The organism is Streptococcus sp. FDAARGOS_192 (genome assembly GCF_002073815.2).
GTDB classification, from domain to species: domain Bacteria; phylum Bacillota; class Bacilli; order Lactobacillales; family Streptococcaceae; genus Streptococcus; species Streptococcus salivarius_H.
The window spans coordinates 396,371-422,031 of record NZ_CP020431.2 but is presented as its reverse complement, the minus strand read 5'-3'; the positions used below and the strand labels follow the sequence as shown (position 1 = coordinate 422,031).

At 40.3% G+C, this 25,661-nt stretch carries 21 protein-coding genes; 3 read left to right on the top strand and 18 right to left on the bottom strand.

Annotated features, from left to right (window positions below):
• Positions 1 to 5: 5 nt before the first annotated feature.
• From A6J31_RS03155 to cdaA, 4 genes are all read right to left on the bottom strand, one after another.
• Positions 6 to 446 (bottom strand): GtrA family protein, encoded by a 441-nt coding sequence (locus A6J31_RS03155; protein ID WP_013990768.1) that lies wholly within the window; start codon positions 444 to 446, stop codon positions 6 to 8.
• A 2-nt stretch (positions 447 to 448) separates the two neighbouring features.
• Entirely contained in the window at positions 449 to 1,801 is a 1,353-nt protein-coding gene (gene glmM / locus A6J31_RS03150; protein WP_013990769.1) for a phosphoglucosamine mutase, read from the bottom strand.
• Positions 1,802 to 2,023: 222 nt separating this feature from the next.
• Positions 2,024 to 2,989: a YbbR-like domain-containing protein gene (locus A6J31_RS03145; protein WP_080610422.1), complete on the bottom strand. Its 966-nt coding sequence runs from the start codon at positions 2,987 to 2,989 to the stop codon at positions 2,024 to 2,026.
• The gene (cdaA, locus tag A6J31_RS03140; protein ID WP_080610421.1) at positions 2,986 to 3,837 is read right to left on the bottom strand and encodes a diadenylate cyclase CdaA; all 852 of its coding nucleotides are present in this window, start codon (positions 3,835 to 3,837) and stop codon (positions 2,986 to 2,988) included. Before cdaA ends, A6J31_RS03145 begins: the two co-directional genes overlap by 4 nt.
• Positions 3,838 to 3,938: 101 nt before the next feature.
• On the opposite strand from cdaA, the gene murT reads away from it, so the two are divergent.
• The gene (gene murT, locus A6J31_RS03135) at positions 3,939 to 5,282 is read left to right on the top strand and encodes a lipid II isoglutaminyl synthase subunit MurT (protein ID WP_013990772.1); all 1,344 of its coding nucleotides are present in this window, start codon (positions 3,939 to 3,941) and stop codon (positions 5,280 to 5,282) included.
• The gene (gene gatD / locus A6J31_RS03130; RefSeq protein WP_080610420.1) at positions 5,282 to 6,070 is read left to right on the top strand and encodes a lipid II isoglutaminyl synthase subunit GatD; all 789 of its coding nucleotides are present in this window, start codon (positions 5,282 to 5,284) and stop codon (positions 6,068 to 6,070) included. Before murT ends, gatD begins: the two co-directional genes overlap by 1 nt.
• Before the next feature lie 52 nt (positions 6,071 to 6,122).
• On the opposite strand, the gene mprF is transcribed toward gatD, so the two are convergent.
• The 5 genes from mprF to udk all read right to left on the bottom strand — a co-directional run bounded on the left by mprF (position 6,123) and on the right by udk (position 12,531).
• Complete coding sequence (gene mprF / locus A6J31_RS03125) at positions 6,123 to 8,678, bottom strand: bifunctional lysylphosphatidylglycerol flippase/synthetase MprF (protein ID WP_080610419.1); 2,556 nt, start codon at positions 8,676 to 8,678, stop codon at positions 6,123 to 6,125.
• Positions 8,675 to 9,394, bottom strand: coding sequence for an alpha/beta fold hydrolase (locus A6J31_RS03120; RefSeq protein WP_022495803.1), 720 nt, complete (start codon positions 9,392 to 9,394; stop codon positions 8,675 to 8,677). Before A6J31_RS03120 ends, mprF begins: the two co-directional genes overlap by 4 nt.
• A gap of 195 nt (positions 9,395 to 9,589) precedes the next feature.
• Positions 9,590 to 9,850 carry a YiaA/YiaB family inner membrane protein gene (locus A6J31_RS03115; protein ID WP_002883990.1) on the bottom strand — a complete coding sequence of 87 codons (261 nt, stop codon included), beginning with the start codon at positions 9,848 to 9,850 and terminating at the stop codon, positions 9,590 to 9,592.
• Positions 9,851 to 9,939: 89 nt separating this feature from the next.
• Complete coding sequence (locus A6J31_RS03110; RefSeq protein WP_048790749.1) at positions 9,940 to 11,859, bottom strand: ABC-F family ATP-binding cassette domain-containing protein; 1,920 nt, start codon at positions 11,857 to 11,859, stop codon at positions 9,940 to 9,942.
• A 36-nt stretch (positions 11,860 to 11,895) separates the two neighbouring features.
• Positions 11,896 to 12,531, bottom strand: a complete 636-nt coding sequence (udk, locus tag A6J31_RS03105) for a uridine kinase (protein WP_002890688.1) — start codon at positions 12,529 to 12,531, stop codon at positions 11,896 to 11,898.
• A 91-nt stretch (positions 12,532 to 12,622) separates the two neighbouring features.
• Between udk and A6J31_RS03100 the strand changes: the two genes are divergently transcribed.
• The gene (locus A6J31_RS03100; RefSeq protein ID WP_080610418.1) at positions 12,623 to 13,705 is read left to right on the top strand and encodes a DEAD/DEAH box helicase; all 1,083 of its coding nucleotides are present in this window, start codon (positions 12,623 to 12,625) and stop codon (positions 13,703 to 13,705) included.
• Between the two features lie 52 nt (positions 13,706 to 13,757).
• Here A6J31_RS03100 and A6J31_RS03095 read toward each other — a convergent pair whose 3' ends face one another.
• From A6J31_RS03095 to acnA, 9 genes are all read right to left on the bottom strand, one after another.
• Positions 13,758 to 14,921, bottom strand: a complete 1,164-nt coding sequence (locus A6J31_RS03095) for an ATP-grasp domain-containing protein (protein ID WP_048790747.1) — start codon at positions 14,919 to 14,921, stop codon at positions 13,758 to 13,760.
• A 46-nt stretch (positions 14,922 to 14,967) separates the two neighbouring features.
• Positions 14,968 to 15,708: an esterase family protein gene (locus A6J31_RS03090; RefSeq protein ID WP_002884014.1), complete on the bottom strand. Its 741-nt coding sequence runs from the start codon at positions 15,706 to 15,708 to the stop codon at positions 14,968 to 14,970.
• A gap of 47 nt (positions 15,709 to 15,755) precedes the next feature.
• Positions 15,756 to 16,583, bottom strand: a complete 828-nt coding sequence (locus A6J31_RS03085; protein ID WP_002884105.1) for an alpha/beta hydrolase — start codon at positions 16,581 to 16,583, stop codon at positions 15,756 to 15,758.
• A gap of 115 nt (positions 16,584 to 16,698) precedes the next feature.
• A complete protein-coding gene (locus A6J31_RS03080; RefSeq protein ID WP_002890682.1) occupies positions 16,699 to 18,132 on the bottom strand; it encodes an NADP-dependent glyceraldehyde-3-phosphate dehydrogenase in 1,434 nt (477 codons plus the stop codon).
• A gap of 218 nt (positions 18,133 to 18,350) precedes the next feature.
• Positions 18,351 to 20,084: a phosphoenolpyruvate--protein phosphotransferase gene (gene ptsP / locus A6J31_RS03075; protein WP_080610417.1), complete on the bottom strand. Its 1,734-nt coding sequence runs from the start codon at positions 20,082 to 20,084 to the stop codon at positions 18,351 to 18,353.
• Positions 20,085 to 20,088: 4 nt separating this feature from the next.
• Complete coding sequence (locus A6J31_RS03070) at positions 20,089 to 20,352, bottom strand: phosphocarrier protein HPr (RefSeq protein WP_002884015.1); 264 nt, start codon at positions 20,350 to 20,352, stop codon at positions 20,089 to 20,091.
• A gap of 261 nt (positions 20,353 to 20,613) precedes the next feature.
• Entirely contained in the window at positions 20,614 to 21,789 is a 1,176-nt protein-coding gene (gene icd / locus A6J31_RS03065) for an NADP-dependent isocitrate dehydrogenase (RefSeq protein WP_048674467.1), read from the bottom strand.
• 13 nt (positions 21,790 to 21,802) lie between these two features.
• The gene (locus A6J31_RS03060) at positions 21,803 to 22,927 is read right to left on the bottom strand and encodes a citrate synthase (protein WP_014634261.1); all 1,125 of its coding nucleotides are present in this window, start codon (positions 22,925 to 22,927) and stop codon (positions 21,803 to 21,805) included.
• 1 nt (position 22,928) lies between these two features.
• A complete protein-coding gene (acnA, locus tag A6J31_RS03055; protein ID WP_080610416.1) occupies positions 22,929 to 25,592 on the bottom strand; it encodes an aconitate hydratase AcnA in 2,664 nt (887 codons plus the stop codon).
• Between the last annotated feature and the right edge of the window lie 69 nt (positions 25,593 to 25,661).

Genomic DNA, 25,661 nt, shown 5'->3' with positions numbered 1-25,661 from the left:
TTTGTTTATACTTTCTCGCCTGTAAAGACGAAAAATTTAGAAATAATGTAGTTCAATACAATGATAAGGACCTGAGAGAAAAGGCTCTCGATACCGTTTACCCAAGCATGACTATGCCCAACAAATTGACCAATAATTTCTGGATAGGTATCGACCAAGAAATAGGCCAGAGCCAAATCCAAGACCAAGGTCAATAGGCGGGCTCCCACGAACTTAACAAAGCGCGTGACCATACCTGTCTTTTCCTGATTAAAGACAAACATGTCATTTGTAAAAAAGGCAAAGATAATGGCAATCGCATTTGCTAAGACTGCTGAAAGTGTTCCTTGTTGGGTAAACTGGAAAATCAAAGTACGACTAACCATATAGACCAAAGTTGCCAAGACACCAAAGAAAAGGTACTTGAAAACTTCGGTAGCCATGAAGGCTCTCAGTTTAGCTATCATACTTAGTCCAATCCAATTTCTGCACGAACAACATCAGCAATCGTATCAACGTAATAGTTTACTTCATCATCTGTTGGTGCTTCTGCCATAACACGAAGGAGAGGTTCGGTACCACTTGGACGAACCAAGATACGGCCATTTCCAGCCATCTCAGCTTCCATTTTTTCAATGATCGCGGCAATGGCAGGAACTTCCATAGCCTTATCTTTCATGCTATTTTCCACACGAATATTAACCAATTTTTGTGGATAGATAGTCACTTCTGAAGCCAATTCAGACAAGCTCTTACCTGTTTCAACCATGACTTTAGTCAATTGGATTGCTGTCAATTGGCCATCACCAGTTGTGTTGTAATCCATGATAATAACGTGTCCAGATTGTTCACCACCAAGGTTGTACCCGTTTTTACGCATTTCTTCAACAACGTAACGGTCACCAACAGCAGTCACTGCCTTGTTAATGCCTTCACGGTCAAGTGCCTTGTGGAAACCAAGGTTTGACATAACTGTCGTTACAATGGTATTTTTAGCCAACTCGCCTTTTTGTGACAAATGTTTACCGATGATGTACATCACCTTGTCACCATCAACAATATCACCATTTTCATCAACAGCGATGAGACGGTCACTGTCTCCATCAAAGGCAAGACCAATTGCTGAGCCAGTTTCTTTAACCAAGGCTTGCAACTGCTCTGGGTGTGTCGAACCAACACCAGCATTGATGTTAAGGCCATCAGGTTGGTCACCAATGACAGCGATTTCTGCGTTCAAGTCAAGGAAAATATTACGTGCAGATACCGCAGCCGCACCATTAGCCGCATCCAAAGCAACTTTCATACCACCAAGGTCAACACCTGTAGCTACCAAGAATTTTTCGTATTTACGAAGACCCTCTGGATAATCAACAAGTGTTCCAAGTCCTTCAGCTGAAGGGCGTGGAAGTGTATCTTCTGCAGCATCGAGAAGGGCTTCAATTTCCGCTTCACGCGCATCATCCAATTTAAAGCCATCACCACCAAAGAACTTGATACCATTATCAAGAGCTGGATTATGGCTGGCTGAAATCATAACCCCAGCGCTTGCATTTTCTGTACGAACCAAGTATGAGACGCCAGGTGTTGCAAGTACTCCAAGTTTGTAGACTTCAATACCCACTGAGAGCAAACCTGCTACTAAGGCAGATTCCAACATCTCACCAGAGATACGTGTATCACGTGCCACAAAAACTTTAGGACGGCCAGTCTCATGTTGGCTAAGCACATAACCACCAAAACGACCTAATTTAAAGGCCAATTCAGGCGTAAGTTCAACGTTTGCTTCTCCACGAACACCGTCTGTTCCAAAATATTTACCCATAATTTTATTATTAGTGCTTGAGCACTAAATCCTCCTTAAACTGTGATGCTGTTTAGCAAGAGTCAATCTAGTGAAATCTATCTAGATAATCTAACTTTATAAGATTTCGCCAATATTTTCAACCCTTGATTTTAAATATTTTTAATTGGTTACATTTTTATGAGATTAGTCCCTCTCAATCCCATCCATTATACATGAATTTGGGAGAAAATGTAACTCCCCCTATTTTTGCGTGACTTTTAAGTTAACCTTAACAGTGCCAGGCTGAACCGTAACACCTTCTGCCTTAAGGTCTATTGTTTTTGAAGTGTCCTTAGTCACTTGGCTAATGTCCACAGGGACTGTAATGCTATCAATCTTATCCATAGCTTCTTGGCTACCAACAATAGTCACATGTCCACGATCAAAGCTATAGCTGATACTAGACACATTGCTAGCCTTATCTCCAGTCAGTTCTACCTTGACAGGAACAGATTTGCTTAATTTTCTCAAACTAATCTTAGCATGTACCTTAGCTGGTGAGATAGAGCTTGCTAGGACTGTACCGTTTGCCGAAACTGCTTGAAGGACCAAGTTACCATCATAATCTTCAGACAGGTTGGAATCACCTTCCAAAACTGCTTGAACATGGTCAATCTGGTTAATGATATCTTCACTCGAGGTCACTTCTACCTTGGTGTTATCCAGGCTAACTTTTTTTACTTCATAGCCATTTGCCAACTTATCTGATGTGATGTTAGCTACGACGTCAAAGGTCTTGCTGGCTTTTTTACCAATAGTTGCCGTCAAGGTTGATGGTGATACTTGCGCAGACATTCCGGCCGGAAGATCCTTAACCTGAATAGGTACTCGACTAGTTCCTTGGCCTAAATTTGACAAATCAGCAACTAATTTAAAGTGACGCGTATCACTACTTGTCTCAGTCGTTAACGCCAGCTGTGTTGTCGCCGTCAAATAGACTTCAGCATCATAGGAATAACCACTGATAAAGTACTTATCACTATCATATTTAATATCCACAGGAACCGACTCAACGGTTTGTGTAAAGGTATTAGATGCACTTGAACTATTGTTTTTATTTTGCGTATTCCCCGACCAAGCTGTGAAAAAGAGTACCACGGCAAAGAAGAGAGCAACTAGCATCTGCCATAAACGATCGTTTTTAAAGAAATTTACAAAACGCTTCATTTTTTGCTACCTCCAATCCAACGTTGGAAGAATGACTGACGTGGTTCTTGTTCTTTCAACAAGACAAGACTCAACTCTTCTTCAAATTCTTGAATAGAAAGATCATGGATGAAATTTCCCTTGTAAGCAATGGAAATCGCACCAGTCTCCTCTGACACAACAAAGGTAAGCGCATCTGTTTGTTCTGAAAGACCAATGGCAGCCCTGTGTCTAGTTCCAAATTCTTTGGAAATCTTATTAGATTCTGTCAATGGCAGATAAGAACAAGCCGTCGCAACCTTGTTATCTCTGATGATAACTGCTCCATCATGAAGCGGTGTATTTGGGATGAAAATATTAATTAATAGTTCCCCAGTCACCACCGCATCAAGCGGAATCCCAGTCGCAATCTGCTCTTGTAAGGTCTGAGTCTGTTCAATAGAAACCAAGGCCCCAATCTTACGAGGACTCATGTATTTAACAGCTTTAACGTAGGCTTGAACCAACTTCTCGTCTGAGCTAACCTCTTTATTTTGCAAAAAATGCTGAGGTGTCCGTCCAAAGGTTTCAAGTGCAGAACGAAGCTCTGGTGCAAAGATTACAACCGCCGCAATAGCTCCATAGTTGATGACCTGATTCATCAAATAAGAAATCGTTGTGAAGCCTATAAAATCAGAAATCAGTTTGACTAAAATAAATAAGACAACCCCTTGAACAAGGGTCATAATTTTTGTCCCTCGTAGGGCCCTAATAAAGCGATAAATTAAAAAAGCAACAATCAATATGTCCAAACTATTGACGATAACTTTCAGCGGACTATCAAAGAGTGACCGCCAAAAATCAATATCAATGGACGAAAGTATTCCCATACATATCACACTTTCTTTTAATTTTTAAACAGTTTCTATTATACCACGAATTCTAACTATTTTGAGACTACAATCACTACTTTTTGTGATAAAATAAATTCATGACTATGAAAACTACCATGGGAATTCTGGCGGGTAAAGCTAGCCATTTCGTCCTTTCAAAATTGGGACGTGGTTCAACCCTGCCTGGAAAAATTGCCCTTAAATTTGACAAAGATATTTTAGACACTTTAGCCAAGGACTACGAAATTGTCGTTGTTACTGGAACCAACGGTAAGACTCTGACAACGGCTTTGACAGTAGGTATTCTTAAAGAAGCTTTTGGTGAGATTGTGACCAATCCTAGCGGAGCCAACATGATCACAGGGATCACTTCTACTTTCCTAACAGCTAAAAAAGCCAAGTCTGGTAAGAAAATTGCTGTCTTGGAAATTGACGAGGCCAGCCTTCCAAAAATCACTGAGTACATCACTCCAAGTCTTTTTGTTTTCACAAATATTTTCCGTGACCAAATGGACCGCTATGGTGAAATCTATACCACTTATCAGATGATTTTAGATGGTGCTGCTAAGGCGCCTGAGGCTACTATTTTGGCTAATGGAGACAGTCCTCTTTTCAATTCTAAAGAGGTAGTCAATCCCGTGCGCTTCTACGGTTTTGACACTGAAAAACATGATCCTGAGCTGGCTCATTATAATACTGAAGGTATTGTCTGCCCTAAATGTGAGAGTATTCTTCAGTATCGCCTTAATACTTACGCTAACTTGGGTGACTATGTGTGCCTTAACTGCGACTTCCACCGTCCAGAATTAGATTATAAGCTGACAGAGTTGACTAAAATCACCAACACTACTTCTGAATTTGTCATTGATGGACAAGATTACAAGATTAATGTCGGTGGTCTTTATAACATCTACAATGCCCTTGCTGCTGTTTCTGTCGCTGAATTCTTCGGAGTAGCTCCAGAGCAAATCAAAGCTGGTTTTGATAAGAGCCGTGCTGTCTTTGGACGCCAAGAAACTTTTAAGATTGGTGACAAATCATGTACCCTCGTACTAATTAAGAATCCCGTAGGAGCCAGCCAAGCTCTTGACATGATTAAACTTGCAGATTATCCATTTAGCTTGTCAGTCCTTCTTAATGCTAACTATGCTGATGGTATTGACACCAGCTGGATTTGGGATGCCAACTTTGAAAGCATTCTCGAGATGGATATCCCTGAGATTAATGCTGGTGGTGTTCGCCATTCTGAAATTGCTCGCCGCCTTCGTGTGACTGGCTATCCAGAGGATAAGATTACGCAAGCAGAAAAACTTGAAGATATTATGGCTTTGATTGAAAAACAAGATTGCGACCATGCCTATATCTTGGCGACCTATACTGCCATGCTTGAATTCCGTGATATTCTTGCTCAACGTCATGCTGTTGGAAAGGAGATGAACTAATGACCTATACTTCACTCAAATCTCCAGAAAATCGTGACTACACCTATGACCTAAATGTTGCCCACCTTTATGGGAATCTGCTCAATACCTATGGTGACAACGGTAATGTCCTTATGATCAAATACGTGGGGGAAAAACTTGGTGCTAAGATGACCTTCGACATCGTTTCAGTTGGAGATGACTTCGACAAGGACCACTACGACATGGTCTTCTTTGGAGGTGGTCAAGACTACGAACAGTCCATCGTTGCTAAAGACCTTCCAACTAAACGTGATGCCATTGGTCAATTCATCCAAGATAATAAAGTAATCCTAGCTATCTGTGGTGGTTTCCAACTTCTCGGACAATATTACATCCAGGCTAACGGTGTCCGCATTGATGGTATCGGCGTCATGGGCCACTACACCCTTAATCAAGAAAATAACCGTTACATCGGTGACATCAAAATCCATAACGAAGAGTTTGATGAAACTTACTATGGTTTTGAAAATCACCAAGGGCGTACCTTCCTTTCTGATGATGAAAAACCACTTGGCAAAGTGGTCTACGGTAATGGTAATAACAAGGAAGATGGTACTGAAGGGGTCCACTATAAAAATGTTTATGGTAGCTACTTCCATGGACCAATTCTTTCTCGTAACGCCAACCTTGCCTACCGCTTGGTCACAACTGCCCTTCGTAACAAATATGGCCAAGACATTGAATTGCCAAGTTATGATGACATTCTCTCAAGTGAGATTGCTGAAGAATACGCAGATACTAAATCAAAAGCAGAATTTGAGAAATAATTCTATGACATAGCAAAATAGCGAGACCCAAAGGTTTCGCTATTTTTTATATCTATTTCCAAAGACGTCTTTTCTTCAATCTGTCTTCAATTTTACGATTATCAATCCTTAAAATGGCAATCATATCAAACAAGAGCCAAGTTCGTTTAGGATAAACAATGTATTTTGGAGACCAAATTGGAGAGAACTTCTCCTTATAACGTTGGAGGCCACTAAAAGAGTAAAAACGCTGCGCAAAGACATAGACCAAATTGGCAACCTTCTCTTCCAAGAAACTATCTTCTTCAGTACCCACATTCGCGAGTGGAGCCATTCCCATATCAAAGTATTGCTTTCCTTCTGCTTGGAAGTACTGGAAGAGTTTGACAAAGAGATAATCCATGATACCTTCAGGTGCCTTTTCAAAATCATAACGCATAAGGTCAATCGTCGCCACCCGTTTGTTTTTGGTTGGCATGATATTAGCAAAGGCTACAATTTCTCCTTCCTCACTCTCCACAATAGCAATCGGTGCCTGCTGCAGATAGGCTTCATCAAAGAAACCAAGAGAGAAACCCTTCTCCTTACGGCCGTTAAGCCAAATATCTGAGACAGCCTTCATTTCTTGCATCTGAGTCTCTGAAAATGGAGGATCAAGTAACTTAAACTGGAAACCTGCTTTTTCGACACGATTGGTTGGTTTACGGAACTTCTTACCATGCTTACCATCGACAGAGAATGTCGTCAAATCAACCATGGCGTTTTCCCCAAATTTCATAAAATCAAAGCCATAATCATGAAGCATCAGGGTAATACTCTCGTCTGCCTCATAAAACAAGGCTTGTAAATTCCAATCTGATAGTGTCTTCAAGAAAGATTCCCAAGCTGGACGATAATAATTTTCATTACCAATTGGATTTCCCATAACCACACACTTATTGCTGGTTTGTGCAAATTGGAAAACGACCTGGTCTTGTCCATCGACACGATACCAAAAGAGGCGTTTATCATGTAAATAAGCCAAGGCACTTTCTGATGCACCCCCATATTTCTCAAGGAGAGCTGTGAAGCGCTCATCATCCATGCTTTGACCAAAAGGCCTACGGGGTGCCAAAATTCTCAAGACTCCCCAAACAATAGTTGCAATGATAACTGATGCCAGTAAAATATCAAACCAAATATGAACAAAATGTCCAAGAACATCCCGGTTCTTAGGTGGCAATAAATGAGACCAAAAACCGCTGCCACCCAGAACAAGAAGAACCAGAATAGTAAAGGCTAGGAAAAGGAAATCCTTTGTTTTGTCTTCCCAACTATAAACAAAGTAACGATGATACAACCTCTTTCTGATGATCAACATAAGCACCAAAGAGAGTACAATTAGGAAAGACATGGCCCAAGAAATACCATTGAGATTGACATAAATCAAGGTCAAGACAAAGGTTATTAAGGAAGCAATGAAAGCTCCCTTCACCCGACGTCTGATGAGACGAGCCATGAAAATGAATAGAGTTCCAAATAGGATACTTGGGAATTGCCAAATCAACTGTTCCTGAATAGGATTAAAACGGCTAATAAAGTAGACATTTGCCAAGCGTTCTGGGATTAAGGCTGACAAAATCAAGAAAATCCCTGAAAAACGCAGCAAATACACAAGAAAGCGGTGGAGACTTCCACCAAATACTCGTGAAGAAAGTTTGAAGTATTTCTCGTTGATACTCCCTCCCATGTGTTTGAAAAAGAAGACAACACCTAACAAGAAGGGAATAACGTAGTAAGTTAAACGAAAGAGCAAGAGCAGACTAACCGCAAGAGCATTACTAACCCCCATAGAGGTCAGACCGGTAATCACAATCAAATCGAAACTACCAATCCCACCTGGAATCATTGAGAAGATACCAATAATAACCGCTAGGAAATAAAGAGGAATCAGATTATAAAGAGGAACATGTAAGCCCATTAAATAAGCTACACTTACAAAGCTCCCAAGGGCCGTTCCCCATTCAGCTGTCGAAGCTAAAAGAAGACTTAGCCTCGTTTTCAATGGTACTTGACCAAAATAGGCTAATTTTTCACGACTAGAAACAAAGAAAATAAAAGGTAGATAAAGGAAAATCCCCAATAACAGTAACCAATACTTTCTTAAATCTGGACTTAGAGGGAAGAACCAAAAGACAGCGAATACCAAACCACTTAAAAGGGATAGGCCCGACATAAAGTAAGGCAATAAGCGAGAAAGTGCCTTAACACCCGTCTTTTCCTGCCCATCCTCAGAATAAAAGGAATATCGCAGACCCACATCGACCAAACCAGCAAAACCAGCCAAGTTATTAATGGTATTAACAGCCCAACTTGTTTCTAAGATATAGGATTTGGAATAATCCGTTTCTAGCTCCTTATTCAGTATGATGTCATAAAAGAGCATAGGGGAGACAGCGACTAGTCCGATGATAGCCATCAAAACAAGATGCCAAATAGACAAACCGGACAGGGCTGACTCAAGTGACTCTAGAGTGATGGTCCGTTTGAGGCGAACCAATTCTATGACTACAAGAACCGTAATCGAGATAAAGAAGATAGATTTAACGGCCGCTTTTAAAGGTTGAAGTCTCTCTAAAAGACGCTTCATGCCACCACCTCTTTTCGACTAATTCTCACAAGCTCACGAATCATTTGATTGAAGACCTTATATTTACGTTGAGCTAGACGATGCCCTTCACGACGTTGGACATAGAGCTTATGAATCGGAAAGAGCTCTGAAATCTCTCTAGAATGCCTGATACTGATAACATCCCTTTGCCCCATAACTACCCAAACAGGATAGGCAGCCTGATGTAGACGTTCCCTATCTAGTGGCAAGTCATGAAGCATAAGACCCGTTACCTGAGCCATGATATCCATTTTAGATGAAAATGGTGACAAGGCTTTTAAGCAAAGATATTGTATATAGACCGCGAATCTTGAGCGTCTCGTCAACCCATTAAAGGTCATATTTCCCGCATTAAGCAAGAGCCCTGCAATCCGGTCAGGATAACGACTAGCATAAACCATAGCCAAATTAGCACCGTCACTATGACCGACAAATAAGGCCTTCTTGATATTCAAATATTGCAAAATTTCCTCCAAATCGGCAGCCATCTGTTCAAAGGTCATCTTAACACTCTGACGACTGGACCTGCCGTGATTACGACTATCAATGAAAATTAAACGATAGTCTCGATACAGAATTCCTTGCTTACCAAAGTAATTTCCTGACAAATTATTGCCATGCAAAAACACAATTGGAAAGCCTTTACCGAGATCACGATAATAGATGATTTGACCATCTTTCACTTTGAATTCCATAATATTACCTACCTTTTCACTAACGCATTCTTATACGATAATTAGTCTTATAAGGCATTGAGGCTGATGAATTGGACTTATCCCATTCCAAAATCATCTAACCCTCTTCACTCCATTATAACACTTCCACTAGGGAAGAGGCAGAATATTTGTACATTTTCTGCAAAAAGAAAAAGCCTTTTCAGGCTTCTCTTCTTATTGTTCGAAAGTTTGTTGAGCGATGAGTTTGTTATAGTTTTCTTCATCTTCTTGATTATCACGGACAACCTTAGATACTGTAAAGGAAGATGAAATCAAGCCAACACATCCCATGAGGTAGTAACCCTTAACCATCAAAGGCTCTTTAAGGGTATAGAGGCCTACCAACATCAAGATTACGAAGAAGGCAAATGATCCCCATGCCATCATGTTGAAAGATGTTGTGTTACGATACACTTTTTTCTTTACTTTGTTCATAAAGTTAGTCTCCTTTTATATACTAAGACTATTATACCAACAATGTAAGCCTTTCACAACTCAAAACATGAAAAGGTTCTCATCATCCCTTAACCTTCCATTTGTTCTGATAAGTCACTCCACTCTTCCATCAGAGCTTCTTGAGAAACTGATAAGTCATCGAGCTCTTTTTGCAAGTCAGACAATTCTGCCACATCATTTGTTTCAAGCATGGCAGCAGAGATTTCCTCCAAGCGTTCTTCAATCGTCTCTAGCTCATTTTCAATTTGCTCAATGCGTCGACTTAGTTTACGCATCTCTTTTTGATTGGCTTTTTGAGCTTGATAATCACTAGCTCCCGCTGAAGCTACTTGGACTTCCTCTGAAACTTGATTTTCCTCTGCCTCAAGACGTGCTAACTCTTCAAGCTCCGCTTTCTTCTCAAGGTAGTAATCGTAGTCTCCAAGATAAATGGTCGCTCCATCCTCAGAAATTTCCATCACTTTGGTTGCCACTCGGTTGATAAAGTAACGGTCGTGGCTGACAAAAAGAAGCGTTCCATCAAAGTCGATGAGGGCATTTTCCAAGACTTCCTTACTATCAATGTCCAAGTGGTTGGTCGGCTCATCTAGGATGAGGAAGTTGTTGTTTTCCATTGATAATTTAGCTAGGAGCAAGCGAGCCTTCTCACCACCCGAAAGCATGGAAACCGACTTTTTGACATCATCACCTGAGAAGAGAAAGGCCCCCAGACGGTTACGAATCTCAACTTCTGGAGTTGTCGCAAAATCATTCCACAACTCATCAAGAACAGTGTTTGACGGTGTCAAGGCAGATTGGGTTTGGTCATAGTAACCCACTTCAACATTGGCACCATAAGTTGATGTTCCCTTGATAAATGGCAGTTTACCTACTACCGACTTGATAAAGGTTGTTTTTCCGATACCATTAGGTCCCACAATGGCAATGGCATCCATCTTCTTAACATCGAGAGAAATAGGCTCTGAGAGAATCTCATCGTCATAACCAATAGCAGCATCCCTAACAGTCAAAACTACATTTCCAGAGACCTTGTCTGCATGGAAAGTCATATTGGCTGACTTCTGGCCTTCTGTTGGCTTATCCAGGCGTTCCATTTTCTCTAGCTGTTTGCGACGGGCTTGAGCACGCTTAGTTGTAGAAGCACGAACAATATTACGATTAACAAAATCCTCCAGCTTAGCAATTTCCTTTTGTTGCTTTTCGAAGTTCTTTGCTTCAGTGGCCAACTTTTCAGCCTTAAGGTCCATGAATTTTGAATAGTTTCCGACATAACGATCTAAACTATGTTTGGTCAAATCCAGGGTCACTGTCGCCACCTTGTCCAAAAAATAACGGTCGTGACTGACAATGATTAGAGCTCCCTGATAATTGACCAAGTAATTTTCCAACCAGGCAATGGTCTCGATATCCAAGTGGTTGGTCGGTTCGTCCAGTACCAAGAGCTCAGGCTTCTCAAGCAGCATTTTCGCCAAAGCCAGGCGCGTGTTTTGCCCTCCAGAAAGATCTGAAATAGGCATCTCCCACATGCTTTCATCAAACTTAAAACCATTGAGAATAGCTCTGATATCAGATTCATAGGTAAATCCACCTCGCTGTCTGAAATCCTCGGAAAGTCGATCGTAGTCAGTCATTAACTTGTCCAAATCAGCCCCAGTCAACTCGGCCATCTTCATTTCCATGTCACGTAGACGTTTTTCATCTGCACGTAGGTCTGCAAAGACATTTAACATTTCCGCATAGATGGTATTGCTAGACTCAAATCGACTATCCTGAGCCAAGTAAGACAAATTCAAATCACGTTTTGTGTTGATTTCACCACTCGTCGGCGCTTCCTCTCCAACCAAGATTTTCAATAAGGTTGATTTTCCAGCACCGTTACGGCCAACCAATGCAATACGATCGCGTTCATCTACCTGAATATTAATATTATCAAAGAGCACATCTCCTGAGAAAGAGCGCTCAATCTTGTTTCCTTGTAAAATAATCATAACGTTTCAATTATACCAAAAAAGCCAAGCTCCTGCTTAGGCTTTCTGACTTTCTTTCAAAATGCTTGCTACCTTAGTATTAATCAAATCGATAGCAACAGTATTTGTGACACCTTCAGGAATCACCACATCTGCGTAGCGTTTCGTAGGTTCGATAAACTGGTGGTACATAGGTTTAACCACACTGATATATTGCTCAATGATACTATCCAAGCTACGGCCACGCTCTTCCATATCACGTTTGATACGACGAATAATACGAATGTCATCATCAGTATCTACAAAAAGCTTGATATCCATCAAATCTCGCAAACGTTTATCCTCAAGTACCAAAATCCCTTCAACAATGAAGACATCCTGTGGTTCCTGACGATAAGTCTTTTCACTACGTGTGTGTTGGGTGTAGTCATAAATCGGAATATCCACAGGACGCCCAGCAATCAGCTCATTGATGTGTTCAATCATAAGATCTGTATCGAAGGCAAAGGGATGGTCGTAGTTCGTTGACACACGCTCTTCAAAAGTCAAATGTGACTGATCCTTATAATAAGAATCATGCTCAATCATGGCAATTTTCTCATCTGGAAAATTTGATAGAATGGCACGAGAAACACTGGTTTTACCACCACCAGAGCCACCCGTAACCCCAATAATAATCGGTTTTTTAGGCATGGTAAATTCCTATCTAATATAGTCTTTCTCATCTATTCTACACTAAATCATGATATAATAAAAGCAAATCCATATAGAAAATGAGACTTTTATGTTTAAAAACTTTCCTGAACAATGGCAAGACCTCCTTAAAGAAAAAGGAATCACTACAGAGACTGCCATTCAAAAAGAACTGTTTGCACCAATCACTGAAGGAGACAATGTCCTAGGTATCAGTCCTACAGGAACAGGTAAGACCCTTGCCTACCTTCTTCCACTGCTCCTCACACTCAAGCCAAAAAAAGCTCAGCAATTGCTTATCCTAGCACCTAATTCTGAACTTGCTGGACAGATTTTCGACGTAACCAAACAGTGGGCTGAGCCACTAGGACTTACTGCCCAGCTCTTCCTTTCTGGCTCTAGTCAAAAGCGACAAATTGAACGCCTGAAGAAAGGACCAGAAATTCTCATCGGAACCCCTGGCCGTGTCTTTGAGCTGATTAAACTCAAAAAGATCAAGATGATGAACGTCAATACTATCGTCCTCGATGAATTTGATGAGCTTCTCAGTGATAGCCAATACCACTTTGTGACAAAAATCAGCCACCATGTTCCTCGTGATCATCAAATGATCTATATTTCAGCAACCAACAAAATTGACGATCAAGTTCTTGTCGAAAATACTATCGTTTATGACCTATCTGATCAGGAACTAGACACCATTAAACATTATTATATCAGTGTTGATAAACGTAACCGTGTCGAACTTCTCCGTAAGTTCTCCAATATTCCTGACTTCCGTGGCCTTGTCTTTTTCAACATTCTTTCTGACCTTGGTGCTACTGAAGAGCGCCTCCAATTTAACGGAGCTTCAGCAGTATCATTGGCTAGTGACATCAACGTCAAATTCCGTAAGGTTATCTTGGAAAAATTCAAGAACCATGAGATTTCACTCTTACTAGGTACTGACCTCTTGGCACGAGGCATCGATATTGAAAATCTGGAAGTGGTCATCAACTTCGATATTCCTCGAGACCGTGAAGCCTACACTCACCGTGCAGGTCGTACCGGCCGTATGGGAAATGAAGGTAGCGTCATTAGCTTGGTAACCCATCCAGAAGACCTCAAAAAACTTAAAAAATTCGCTAAAGTATCAGAACTGGTTCTTAAAAACCAAGAACTCTACGAAAAATAAGGCACGACAAAAGCACTTCAGTTTACTCTGAAGTGCTTTTAACATATACAGATTAGGCTTTTTTACCAAAGTCCTCAATCATTTGTTCCATTTCCTCACGACTTGGAGTTGTCAACATATAAAGGAAGTCACCTTGCAACTCTGCAAAGGCTGCAGGCATGATTTTCTTAACTTTAAGTTGTTCACGATACTTATCGAAAAGTTCTTCTTCTGAGTAAGCATAGTGAGAGCTTGCACGACGTGAAGTTGCCAAACAGTAAAGTGGCTCAAACTGAGAAGCTGGGAATGGTTCACCAGCAACGATATCCGCATAGCCCTTGTACAAATCAAACGAATGAGCATAGTTATAGACATCGATTGTGAAGCCACCTGCTGGTCGGTTGTTATATTCAATAGCAATATAATCATCACCATCACGGAAGAACTCAATATGGAAGAAACGTTCCTTCATACCAAATTCTTTGACAATTGCCTCACCATACTTACGTAACTTAGGATCCATATCCTTAAGAACGTAGTAAGAATTGTCCATCTTGTAAATCATCAAGTCAAGTGGAGTGTGGGCATAATCGAAAGTTGTTGAGAAGACAATATTACCATCATGATCAATCAAACCATCGAAAGTACAGATTTCACTTGAAGTTACAAATTTTTCAAAGAAATAAACTGTTTCATGATCCCACTCAGCCTTGAAATGATTGATATCATCTTCTGTTTCAAGTTTGAAGGTTGCAGCTGCACCAACCCCATTATCTGGCTTAGCAATCATTGGAAGACCGATTTCTTTCACAGCTTTATCCACATCTTTGTCAGTTTTAATGACAGCACCTGGCACAACTGGAACACCAGCTTTTTGGAAGAGTTTCTTCATTTCAGACTTGAATTTAGTCTTCTTAAGATCTTCTGGCTTAGCACCAAAAACATTGAACTGTTCACGAAGTGCAGCATCTAATTCCAACCAGTATTCGTTATGAGATTCGATGCGGTCGATTGGGCCATGTTTGTAGAAAAGAAAGGCTACCGCACGTTTAACTTCATCCAAGTTTTCCAGATTATCTACACGGAAGTACTCTGTCAAAGCATCTTTCAAAGGTTGATCTAACTGTTCATAAGGCTCTTGACCAATACCAAGAACGTTAATACCCTTATTTGCAAGTTCAACTGTAAACTGTTGGAAGTTTTGTGGATAGTATGGTGAAATAACAAGATAATTCATTAGTGATTCCTCTTTTATAGTTATTTAGATAGGATAGACAAAGAAATTATAGGTTCATATTGTCAAGGAAATAAGGCATTTGTTTACGCCACCATTCCCAATCGTGAGCGACATCATGGCCCCACTCAGAGAACCAAGCTGGAATATTCTTTTGTTCAAAGGCTTCCTTAAGTTTATAGTAAGAAGGAAGACCATCTTGTTCCCAAGCACCAAGACCTGTACATACGATGATCTCAGCTTGACGGTAACGGTCGATGAACCAACCATCATTTTGGTTCCAGATATAATCTGATGGGGAATTTTGGTAAATAGCTTCATCCCCTCCAAACTCACCCACAAAGAAACGAGCATCGTAGACACCACTAAGGGCTACTACTTTATTGAAAACATCAGGGTGTTGCAAGAAGAAATTAAGCGCATGGTAAGCACCCATTGAACATCCTGTTGTCATCATTGGATCAAACCAACCAGTTTTGTGTTTGATAAATGGAATAGCTTCTTCAATAACATAACGTTCATAAGCACGATGCATTTCAGCACGATCGTGTGGATTTTTCCAATCACAAAGCCAGCTTTCACTGTCCACACTTGAAAGCGTAAAGAATTGTACGCGTCCTTCTTCGATAAAACGTGCACAAGCATCAATCATACCAAAGTCATAGTATTCGTTATGGCTACCACCTGATGAGGCAAAAACCACAACAGGGATACCAGCGTGCCCGTAACGGTTAACATACATTTCACGATTAAGTTGACCACTCCAGTGGCTAAGATGTTCGATATTCATATTTATATTCCTTTTCCTAAATTAAAAATATTTTGCGTTAATATAGACTAGTCCCACTTTTCAGCGAAAAAGCGAAGACAGTCTGGTAAATTCTCAGCCCAAGCTTCTTCATTGTGTTCAGCGCCAGATTGAATGTGAATCTTGATATTTTCCAAATCAACCCCACGAGCAATCAAATCATGGTAATAGCTCAATGAAGAGTCAATGTAAGCCTGCTTAATGTTACCAGCCATCAAGGTCTTGTCAGTATCATCAGCTTCCTCAGTCCCTACATAAATGTAGACACGTTGATCTGCATCGAGCTTTTGACGCGACATGTAACGATCAAAGGCATCTTGATGCAACCAGTTAGCTGAAGAAAATACCCCAAGACAACCAATCTGCTCCTTATAATCAAGCCCCATAAACTGAGTGATATTACCACCAAGAGATGATCCAATCATAGCTGTATGCTGACGATCTGAGAGGGTACGGTACTCCTTGTCAATAAAGGGTTTAACCACATCCATGACAAACTCCGCATACTCTACTCCCTTGCCTCCGAACTGAACACCAGGAATATTCGATTCTTGGTACTTCCACGCAGAATACTCATTCATACGGCCAGGGCCATCATTATCGATGGCTACAACAATCATGCGCGAAATATCAGGATTACGCTTGATTGTTGGGATAATCTTCCAAGAATAGCCAGAAAATGACTCCTTACTATAAAGAACATTCTGACCATCATGGAAATACACGACAGGGTAAGAACGATCTGTATCCGTTTCATAGTTCTTAGGTAGAAGAACACGCACACGACGAAGTTTCCCAGTGTATGGCACCTCTAACTCATGCGTCTTCATAACCAAGTAAAAATAAGATTTATTCATTGTCAGAAAACTCTCTATATTCGAAATTTAGTTCTATTATACCATATTTTAAAAGAAAAAGAGCCCCTATAATGGGGACTCTTTACACTTTTTTAATGATTGAATAGCTAAACTCTTAGTAGTTTGCGATATCAAATACTGTTGATTTCACACGAGTCATAGCTTCGATAGAGTATTTCACACCTTGAGTTCCGGCACCAGATCCTTTAACACCAAGGAATGGGAAGTTATCTGTACCACGTTGTGTTTTGTTGTTGATGTGAACTGTACCAACTTCAAGTTGTTCAGCAATTGCAAACGCACGTGGGTAGTCTTGAGTGAAGACTGCACCTTGAAGACCAAATTCGGATTCGTTAGAAATCTTGATTGCTTCTTCAACTGAAGATACACGGATGAATGGCAATACTGGACCAAATGGTTCTTCCCAAGCAAGACGCATGTCAGTTGTTACATGGTCAAAGACAGCTGGGTAGATAAGGTTACCTTCACGTTTCAATTCAGTTTTAGCAGTAGCACCTTGTTCAACGGCATCATCAATCAAACCTTGAACGAAGTCAGCTGCTTTTGTATCGATAAGTGGTGTAACGCTTGCACTTTCTTCAGGCATACCAACAGTGATATTACCTACCAAAGCAGTTACTTTTTCTACCAATTCATCTGCAACGCTATCCATTACAAGGACACGTTTGATAGCTGTACAACGTTGACCTGAATAGTCAAAGGCACCAGCAACAATGTTTTTAGCAGTCAAGTCAAGATCAGCATCTTCAAGAACGATAGCGGCATCTTTACCACCAAGTTCAAGCATGATTGGACGCATAGCTGCCAAACGACCGATGTTTTCACCAACTGGTGTTGAACCTGTGAAGTTGATGAAATCAACTGCTTTGTGTTCAACGATATAGTCACCGATAACAGAACCACGACCTGTGATAGAGTTCAAGACACCTGCAGGGATACCAGCTTCAACAAATGCTTCAACCAAAAGAAGACCTGAGATAGAACCTTGTGTAGGTGGTTTGAAGGCAACAACGTCACCAGCAATCAAGGCAGGAGCAATTTTAGAACCAGCCAAGTTTACTGGGTAGTTAAATGGAGAGATAGCAAGGACAAGACCTACTGGTTCGCGACGAACAACAGCGATTTTTTTCTTGCTACCAGCGTCAAATGCACCACCTTCAAGCACTTCACCTTCCAAACGCAAACCTTCTTCAGCTGCATAGTGGATGATTTCAGCAGTACGAACAACTTCACCGATTGCAGATTTCAAACCTTTAGAGATTTCTTTAGAAAGAACTTGACCGATTTTTTCTGCATCACGTTCCAAGATATCTGCTGCTTTATGAAGGTAAGCTGCACGTTCAGCATATGAAAGCGCGCGCCATGCTGGAAGTGCTGCTTTAGCTGCTGCGTAGACTTCGTCTACTTCAGCTTGGCTCATCGCTGGAACTGATCCAAGTTCCTCACCGTTTGCAGGTGCGTAGATAGTAATTTCGTTTTCAGATGTTTTCCACTCACCATTGACATAGTTTTTGTATTGTTTAGCCAAGATAGTAACTCCTTTTATCTATTATAAGACCTATTTTATCATTTTTTTAGAAATAATCCAAGATTTAAACGAGAATTATTCAGAAAATTTTGACAAAAAATAGTTTTAATTATTAACCTAGGTTAGCCGTATTCTACTCCTAAGCAAAGAATGAGTCAATTATTTTGTCTCTGTTTAGCTATAAAAAAAGTGAAAGCCTAAGCCTCCACTTTTTATGATTAGTCTACGTTAACGTATTCTTTTGAAAGTTCAAGAACTTCTTCCATTGTTGAACATTCAGTAAGCGCACGGTTAGCGTATTCTTCCATTTTAGCTGTGTCAAGTTTCTTCATCAAGCTACGTGTACGAAGAACAGATGTCGCTGACATTGAGAACTCATCCAAGCCCATTCCGACAAGAAGTGGAACAGCAGTTTGGTCACCGGCCATTTCACCACACATACCAGCCCATTTACCTTCAGCATGAGCCGCTTTGATAACATTGTTAATCAAACGAAGGATTGATGGGTTATATGGTTGGTAAAGGTATGAAACTTGTTCGTTCATACGGTCAGCAGCCATAGTGTATTGGATAAGGTCGTTTGTACCAATTGAGAAGAAATCAACTTCTTTAGCAAATTGGTCAGCAAGCATAGCTGTAGCAGGGATTTCAATCATGATACCTACTTCGATATCGTCTGCAACGGCAACACCTTCAGCAACCAATTTAGCTTTTTCTTCTTCAAGAATACCTTTGGCAGTACGGAACTCAGTTAACAAAGCAACCATTGGGAACATGATACGCAATTTACCGTGAACAGATGCACGAAGCAAAGCACGCAATTGTGTACGGAACATTTGGTTACCAGTTTCAGAGATAGAAATACGCAAAGCACGGTAACCCAAGAATGGGTTCATTTCTTTAGGAAGATCGAAGTAAGGGAGTTCTTTATCCCCACCGATATCCATTGTACGAACGACAACAGGTTTACCGTTCATACCTTCAAGAACTGCTTTGTATGCTTCATATTGGTCATCTTCAGTTGGGAAGTCTTGAGAATCCATATACAAGAATTCCGTACGATAAAGACCAACTGCTTCTGCACCGTTATCATTTACACCTTCAACGTCTTTAGGTGTACCGATGTTAGCAGCCAATTCGAAATGTTTTCCATCAGCAGTAACTGTTTGAGCATCTTTAAGGAGAGCCCATTCAGCTTTTTGTTTAGCGTAAGCTTCACCAGCTGCTTTAAACTCAGCAATTTGCTCTTCAGTTGGGTTGATAACAACTTCACCAGTAATACCTGAAACCGCCAAAATGTCGCCATCTTTGACAAGTTCTGTGATGTTATTTGTACCAAGAACGGCTGCGATTTCAAGTGTACGAGCCATGATTGCAGAGTGACTAGTACGTCCACCGATATTAGTAACAAAAGCTTTTACGTACTTTTTGTTCAACTGAGCTGTATCAGATGGTGTCAAGTCATGAGCAACAACGATTGATTCTTCGTTAATTGTTGCTGGGTTAGGCAATTTCTTACCAAGCAAGTTAGCAAGCACACGTTTTGTAACGTCACGAATATCCGCTGCACGTTCTTGCATGTATGGGTTATCTTCCATACCTTCAAAAATAGCGATAAACATGTCTGTTACTTCTGTCAAAGCAGCTTCAGCATTAACTTGTTTAGCACGGATAGTTTCTTTAATTTGACCAGTCATTTCTGGGTCAGCAAGAACCATCAAGTGAGCATCAAAAACGGCTGCCGCTTCTTCACCAAGGCTTTCAACTGCTTTTTCACGGATAACAGAAAGCTCGTCTTGTGACGCCGCTAGAGCAGCATCTAGACGAGCCTCTTCTGCACTTGTATCTTCAACTGTTACAGTTTCAAATGACAAGTCCGGTTGAACAAGCAGATATGCCTTAGCAACTGCAACACCATCAGATGCTGCGATTCCTTTAAGCATTTCTGTCATATTCTTATGCCAATCCTTCTTTTGTCATTGTTTCTGCGATTGCTGCGATTGCATCATCAGCATCAGCACCTTCTGCAGAGATAGTTACGTCAGCACCTTGACCAACACCAAGGCTCATAACACCCATGATAGATTTAAGGTTAACTGCTTTACCTTTGTAGTCAAGAGTGATATCTGAAGCAAATTTGCTAGCTGTTTGAACAAGCAAAGTAGCTGGACGTGCGTGGATACCTGTTTCTGCAACAATGTGGAAATCTTTAGAAGCCATAATGGATTCTCCTTCTTAGTTTGGAATATTTGAGTTATCAATGATAACCCTTACAATTTAGAATTATAACATAGCTAATTGAGATTATCAAGGTTAAAACGTACTTTCTACAAGTTTTTCAAAAGCCTGTCTCTCATTTTACTGCTCATTTTCATTTTTTAAAACATAAGCAAATACTAGTCTCTAGTTATTTACAACATTTTCAGAAAATTTCTTTCATGGTGTTTTCAATCGTTAATTTTCATTTTCGAGCAAAAACAATCACATAATTGAAAGAATTTGATTGCTAAAGGCACTCGTTGAATAAGCTTGTTTCCCAAATGCTAAGTCAGCTGTAAAGATATCAGCTTTAAATGTCTTCTCAATAGCACTTGTAATCAGTTGAGCTGCCTCAGTCCAACCAATATAATCTAGAAGCATGCAGCCAGATAATAAAACTGAGCAAGGGTTAGCCTTATCTTGATCCGCGATATCTGGAGCTGTTCCATGTGTTGCTTCAAAAATAGCATGGCCTGTTTGATAGTTAATGTTGGCTCCAGGGGAGATGCCGATACCACCAACTTGTGCAGCCAAGGCATCACTGGCATAATCACCATTCAAGTTAGTTAAGGCAACAACATCAAATTTTTCTGGATTCAAAAGAATCTGTTGGAGAAAGTTATCAGCGATTATATCATTAATCTCTAGACGACCAGCTAGCAATTCTGCTTTATAGTCTTCCTGAGCTACTTCATAACCCCATTTACGGAAGCCACCTTCTGTGAATTTTTGAATATTCCCTTTATGAACCAATGTCACTTTCTTTAGATTGTTCTTGAGAGCATAATCGATAGCAGAGCGAATGAGACGTTTACTTCCTTCTATTGAAATTGGCTTGATTCCGATACTACTTGATTCTGGGAAGCGAATTTTATTAACATTCATTTCTGTCTGGAGAAACTCAATCACGCGCTTGACATCTGCCGTTCCTGCTTCCCATTCAATCCCCGCATAAATATCTTCAGTATTTTCACGGAAGATAGTAATATTTGTTTTTTCTGGTTCCTTAAGTGGACTTGCTACTCCGTCAAAGTAACGAACAGGTCTAACACAAGCGTAGAGATCAAGTTCTTGACGTAAAGCTACATTTAAAGAACGAATACCACCACCTACTGGCGTCTCAAGCGGTCCCTTAATAGCTACTAAACTTTCTCGAATAGCCTCCAAGGTTTCTTTCGGCAACCATTCACCTGTTTTGTCATAAGCCTTCTTACCGGCTAAAAGCTCTTGCCACTCAATATGACGCTTTCCTTCATAGGCTACTTCTACTGCTTTATCAAAGATTGCTTGGGCATTCTTCCAGATATCATGTCCAACACCATCTCCTTCAATAAAAGGGATAATTGGACGATCAGAAACTTGAAGCTGTCCATTTTTCATTACGATTTTTTCTGCCATATAGCTTTCCTCCCTAGCGTTTTTCTAAAGGAATATACGTCATATTTTCTTGTCCGATGTACTGCGAGCGTGGACGAATCAATTTATTATTTTTTTGCTGCTCTTGAATATGAGCAATCCAGCCGGCAACACGACTCATAGCAAAGATAAGGGTGAAGATATCGCTGTCAATTCCTAGAGTATGGTATACGGTGGCTGAATAGAAGTCCACATTGGGAATCAATCCCTTCTTATCTTTCATGAATTCTTCAATTTCTTGAGACATATTAAAGAATTCTTCATTCTCAGTACCCTCTGTCAACTTTTTAGCCATATCTCTTAAGAAAATTTCACGAGGATCCTGTTTCTTGTATACACGGTGTCCAAATCCCATGATTTTTTCTTTAGAATCAAGTTTTTCCTGCAAGTAAGCATTAACATCACCAGATTCACGGATTTCTTTAAGCATATCAAAGACGCGTTCATTAGCTCCACCATGCAGGGGACCTTTTAGAGCTCCAATAGCTGTTGTGACACAAGAATAGATATCTGTCAGAGTCGAGGCACAAACACGCGCTGCAAAAGTTGAAGCATTCAACTCATGGTCAGCATGTAGAATTAATGCCTTATTCATAGCTTCAATTTCAATTTCAGAAGGTTCAACACCATTCAGCATGTAGAGAAAATTAGCTGCAAAACCTAAATCTTCTCTTGGTTTGAGAGGCATTTTACCAGTACGTAAGCGTGCAAAAGTCGTAATAATTGTAGGCAATTTAGCCATCAATTCAATACTTTGCTGATAAATTGCCTCCATGGATCTTTCCTCGGCGTCAACATTGTAAACTCCAAGAAGGGAGACTGTTGAACGTAACACACTCATTGGGTGCAAATGTGGACGAGACTGGATAAGAATGCATTGTTCTACAGCATCAGAAATATCATAGTTCTTACGCAACTCAGCTTCAAAATACTTAAGTTCCATTTGCGTAGGAAGATGACCATTCCACAAGAGATAAATCACTTCCTCAAAAGACGCTTTATTTTCCATAAACTCAGAAATATCATATCCCGAATACGATAAATGATCATCGATAATAGATGAAATCCTAGTATTACAGGCAATCATATCCTTAAGTCCATTAATTTCAACTGTTGTCATATTAGGCCCCCTTCAATTTTTTTCTTACAACCATTGGCAAGATACCACCATTTTTATAGTAGCGAATGTCAGCATCTGCATCGAAGCGTACCAAGGCTTTAAAGGTTTTGGTTTGTTCAGGTGTTGAAGCTGTAACAGTGATAACATCATGGACACCTGGATTTTCTGAAAGGTCAAAGCTAAAGGTCTCATGTCCTGTCAATCCAAGACTTTCAGCATTTTCTCCTTCCATAAATTGGACTGGTAAAATCCCCATCATAACGAGATTTGAACGGTGGATACGCTCAAAACTCTCAGCAAGCACTACTTTTACACCAAGAAGATTAGCACCTTTAGCCGCCCAGTCACGACTTGAGCCCATACCATAATCCTTACCGGCAATTACAAGCGTATCTTGATTAGCTTCTTTATATTTCATAGCAGCATCATATATAGGTAGAATGTCACCATCATATTTAGTATATCCACCAATTTTTCCATCTGCTAGCTCATTCTTGATACGAATATTAGCAAAGGTTCCTCGCATCATGACTTCATGATTACCACGACGGCTACCATAAGAATTAAATTCTTGATAATCAACACCATTCTCAGTCAAATAACGAGCTGCTGGACTATTTCTGGCAATATTACCTGCCGGAGAAATATGGTCTGTTGTAACCGTATCTCCAAATTTAGCCAAAACCTTCAAATCTTTCAATGGTTTAATGCTCAAATCATCTCCTAAAGCATCAAAGTAAGGCGGGTTTTGAATATAGGTAGAGTTTTGATTCCATTTATAATTTTGACTTTGTTCAGTAGGAATGGCATTCCACTTCTCACTATCAGAAAAGACACTGGCATATTCATCTTGGAAGAGTTGACGGGTGACGTATTTATCAACATAAGTCTCAATTTCATCACGAGATGGCATAACATCCTCTAAATAAACAGCTTGACCATTGTCGTCAAAACCTAAAGGTTCAGTTGTCAAATCAATATTCGTGTTACCAGCTAAGGCATAAGCAACAACCAATGGTGGGCTAGCCAAGAAATTCGCTTTAACAAGTGGATTAATACGCCCTTCAAAATTACGATTTCCTGACAAAACAGCACTCGCTAATAAATCAGTGTCTACAATAGCCTTAGCCACCTCAGGACGTAAGTCTCCTGAGTTCCCAATACAGGTTGTGCAACCGTAACCTACCAAGTTAAAGCCAAGCTTATCTAGATAGGTTTGCAAGCCTGAAGCTTTGAGATAACCAGTAACAACCTTAGAACCGGGTGCCAAAGATGACTTCACTGTTGGAGAGACTTTTAATCCTTTCTCAACCGCTTTTTTAGCTAAAAGACCGGCTGCCATAAGAACGTAAGGATTTGAAGTATTGGTACATGATGTGATAGCTGCAATGGCCACATGACCTGTTTGAATTGTTTCTGAATGATCCTCAAAGTCAACGTTTGCAGTTTTTACTAACTCTTCCTTATCCAAACCGAAACCACGGACACCTGCTTCTCGTACCACTGCATCCTGGAATTCTTGCTTAGCATCTGATAAGAGAATCAAATCTTGTGGACGTTTAGGACCTGAGATAGAAGGTTTAATAGATGACAAATCGATTTCAACAATCTTAGTATACTTGGCTTCTTTACTTGGATCATAGAAAAGATGATTGGCTTTTGTATAGGCTTCAGTGACTTGGATATGATCCTCATCACGGTTAGTTAAACGCATGTAGTTAAGAGTCTCGTCATCAATAGGAAAATAACCACAGGTCGCACCATATTCTGGTGCCATATTAGCGACTGTGGCACGGTCAGCTAGAGACAAACTCTTCAAGCCAGGTCCAAAGTACTCAACAAATTTACCAACCACATTTTCAGAACGAAGCACCTGAGTAATCTTGAGAGCCAAATCTGTTGCCGTTGCAATTTTAGGCAACTCTCCTGTCAAATGTACACCAATAACCTCTGGAATTGGAAAATAAGATGCTTCACCGAGCATCGCTGCTTCAGCTTCAATTCCGCCAACGCCCCAACCAAGGACGCCAATACCATTAATCATAGTCGTGTGACTATCTGTACCAAACATAGAGTCAGGATATAGGAGCCCATCATTTTCAATAATGACATCACTCAAAAATTCAATATTAACCTGGTGAATAATACCTGTAGCTGGTGGAACCGCACGATAATTTTCAAAAGACTTTTCAGCCCACTTAAGAAATTCATAGCGCTCGTTATTACGTTTAAACTCTAGATTGATATTATCTTCAAGAGCAGTATCACATCCGTATGAATCCACTTGGACAGAGTGGTCGATGACCAAATCTACTGGAATCTCGGGATTAATAAATTCGGCTTTACCACCATTAGCCACTATAGCATCACGCATTGAAGCTAAATCAACAACAACAGGAACTCCTGTAAAATCTTGTAAGATAACACGACTTGGTTTAAAAGGCACTTCAGAAATTGTTGGAAAATTCGGAAATTTCATTAGATCAGAAATGTGAGATTCCTTAACATCCTCGCCATCTTTTTTTCGGAGGAGACTTTCAAGTATTATTCGAATGGTATAAGGTAGCTCTCCGACCTTAACATCATGAGATTTTGCTGCTTTTTCGAGATCATAGAAAGAGAATGTCTTACCATTTACAGTTAGATTTGAACAGTATTCTTGCATACTTGAACCTCCATTAGTTAAAAATTTTCTTTATTCTACACTGTTTTTTTTGAAAAAACAAATAGAATT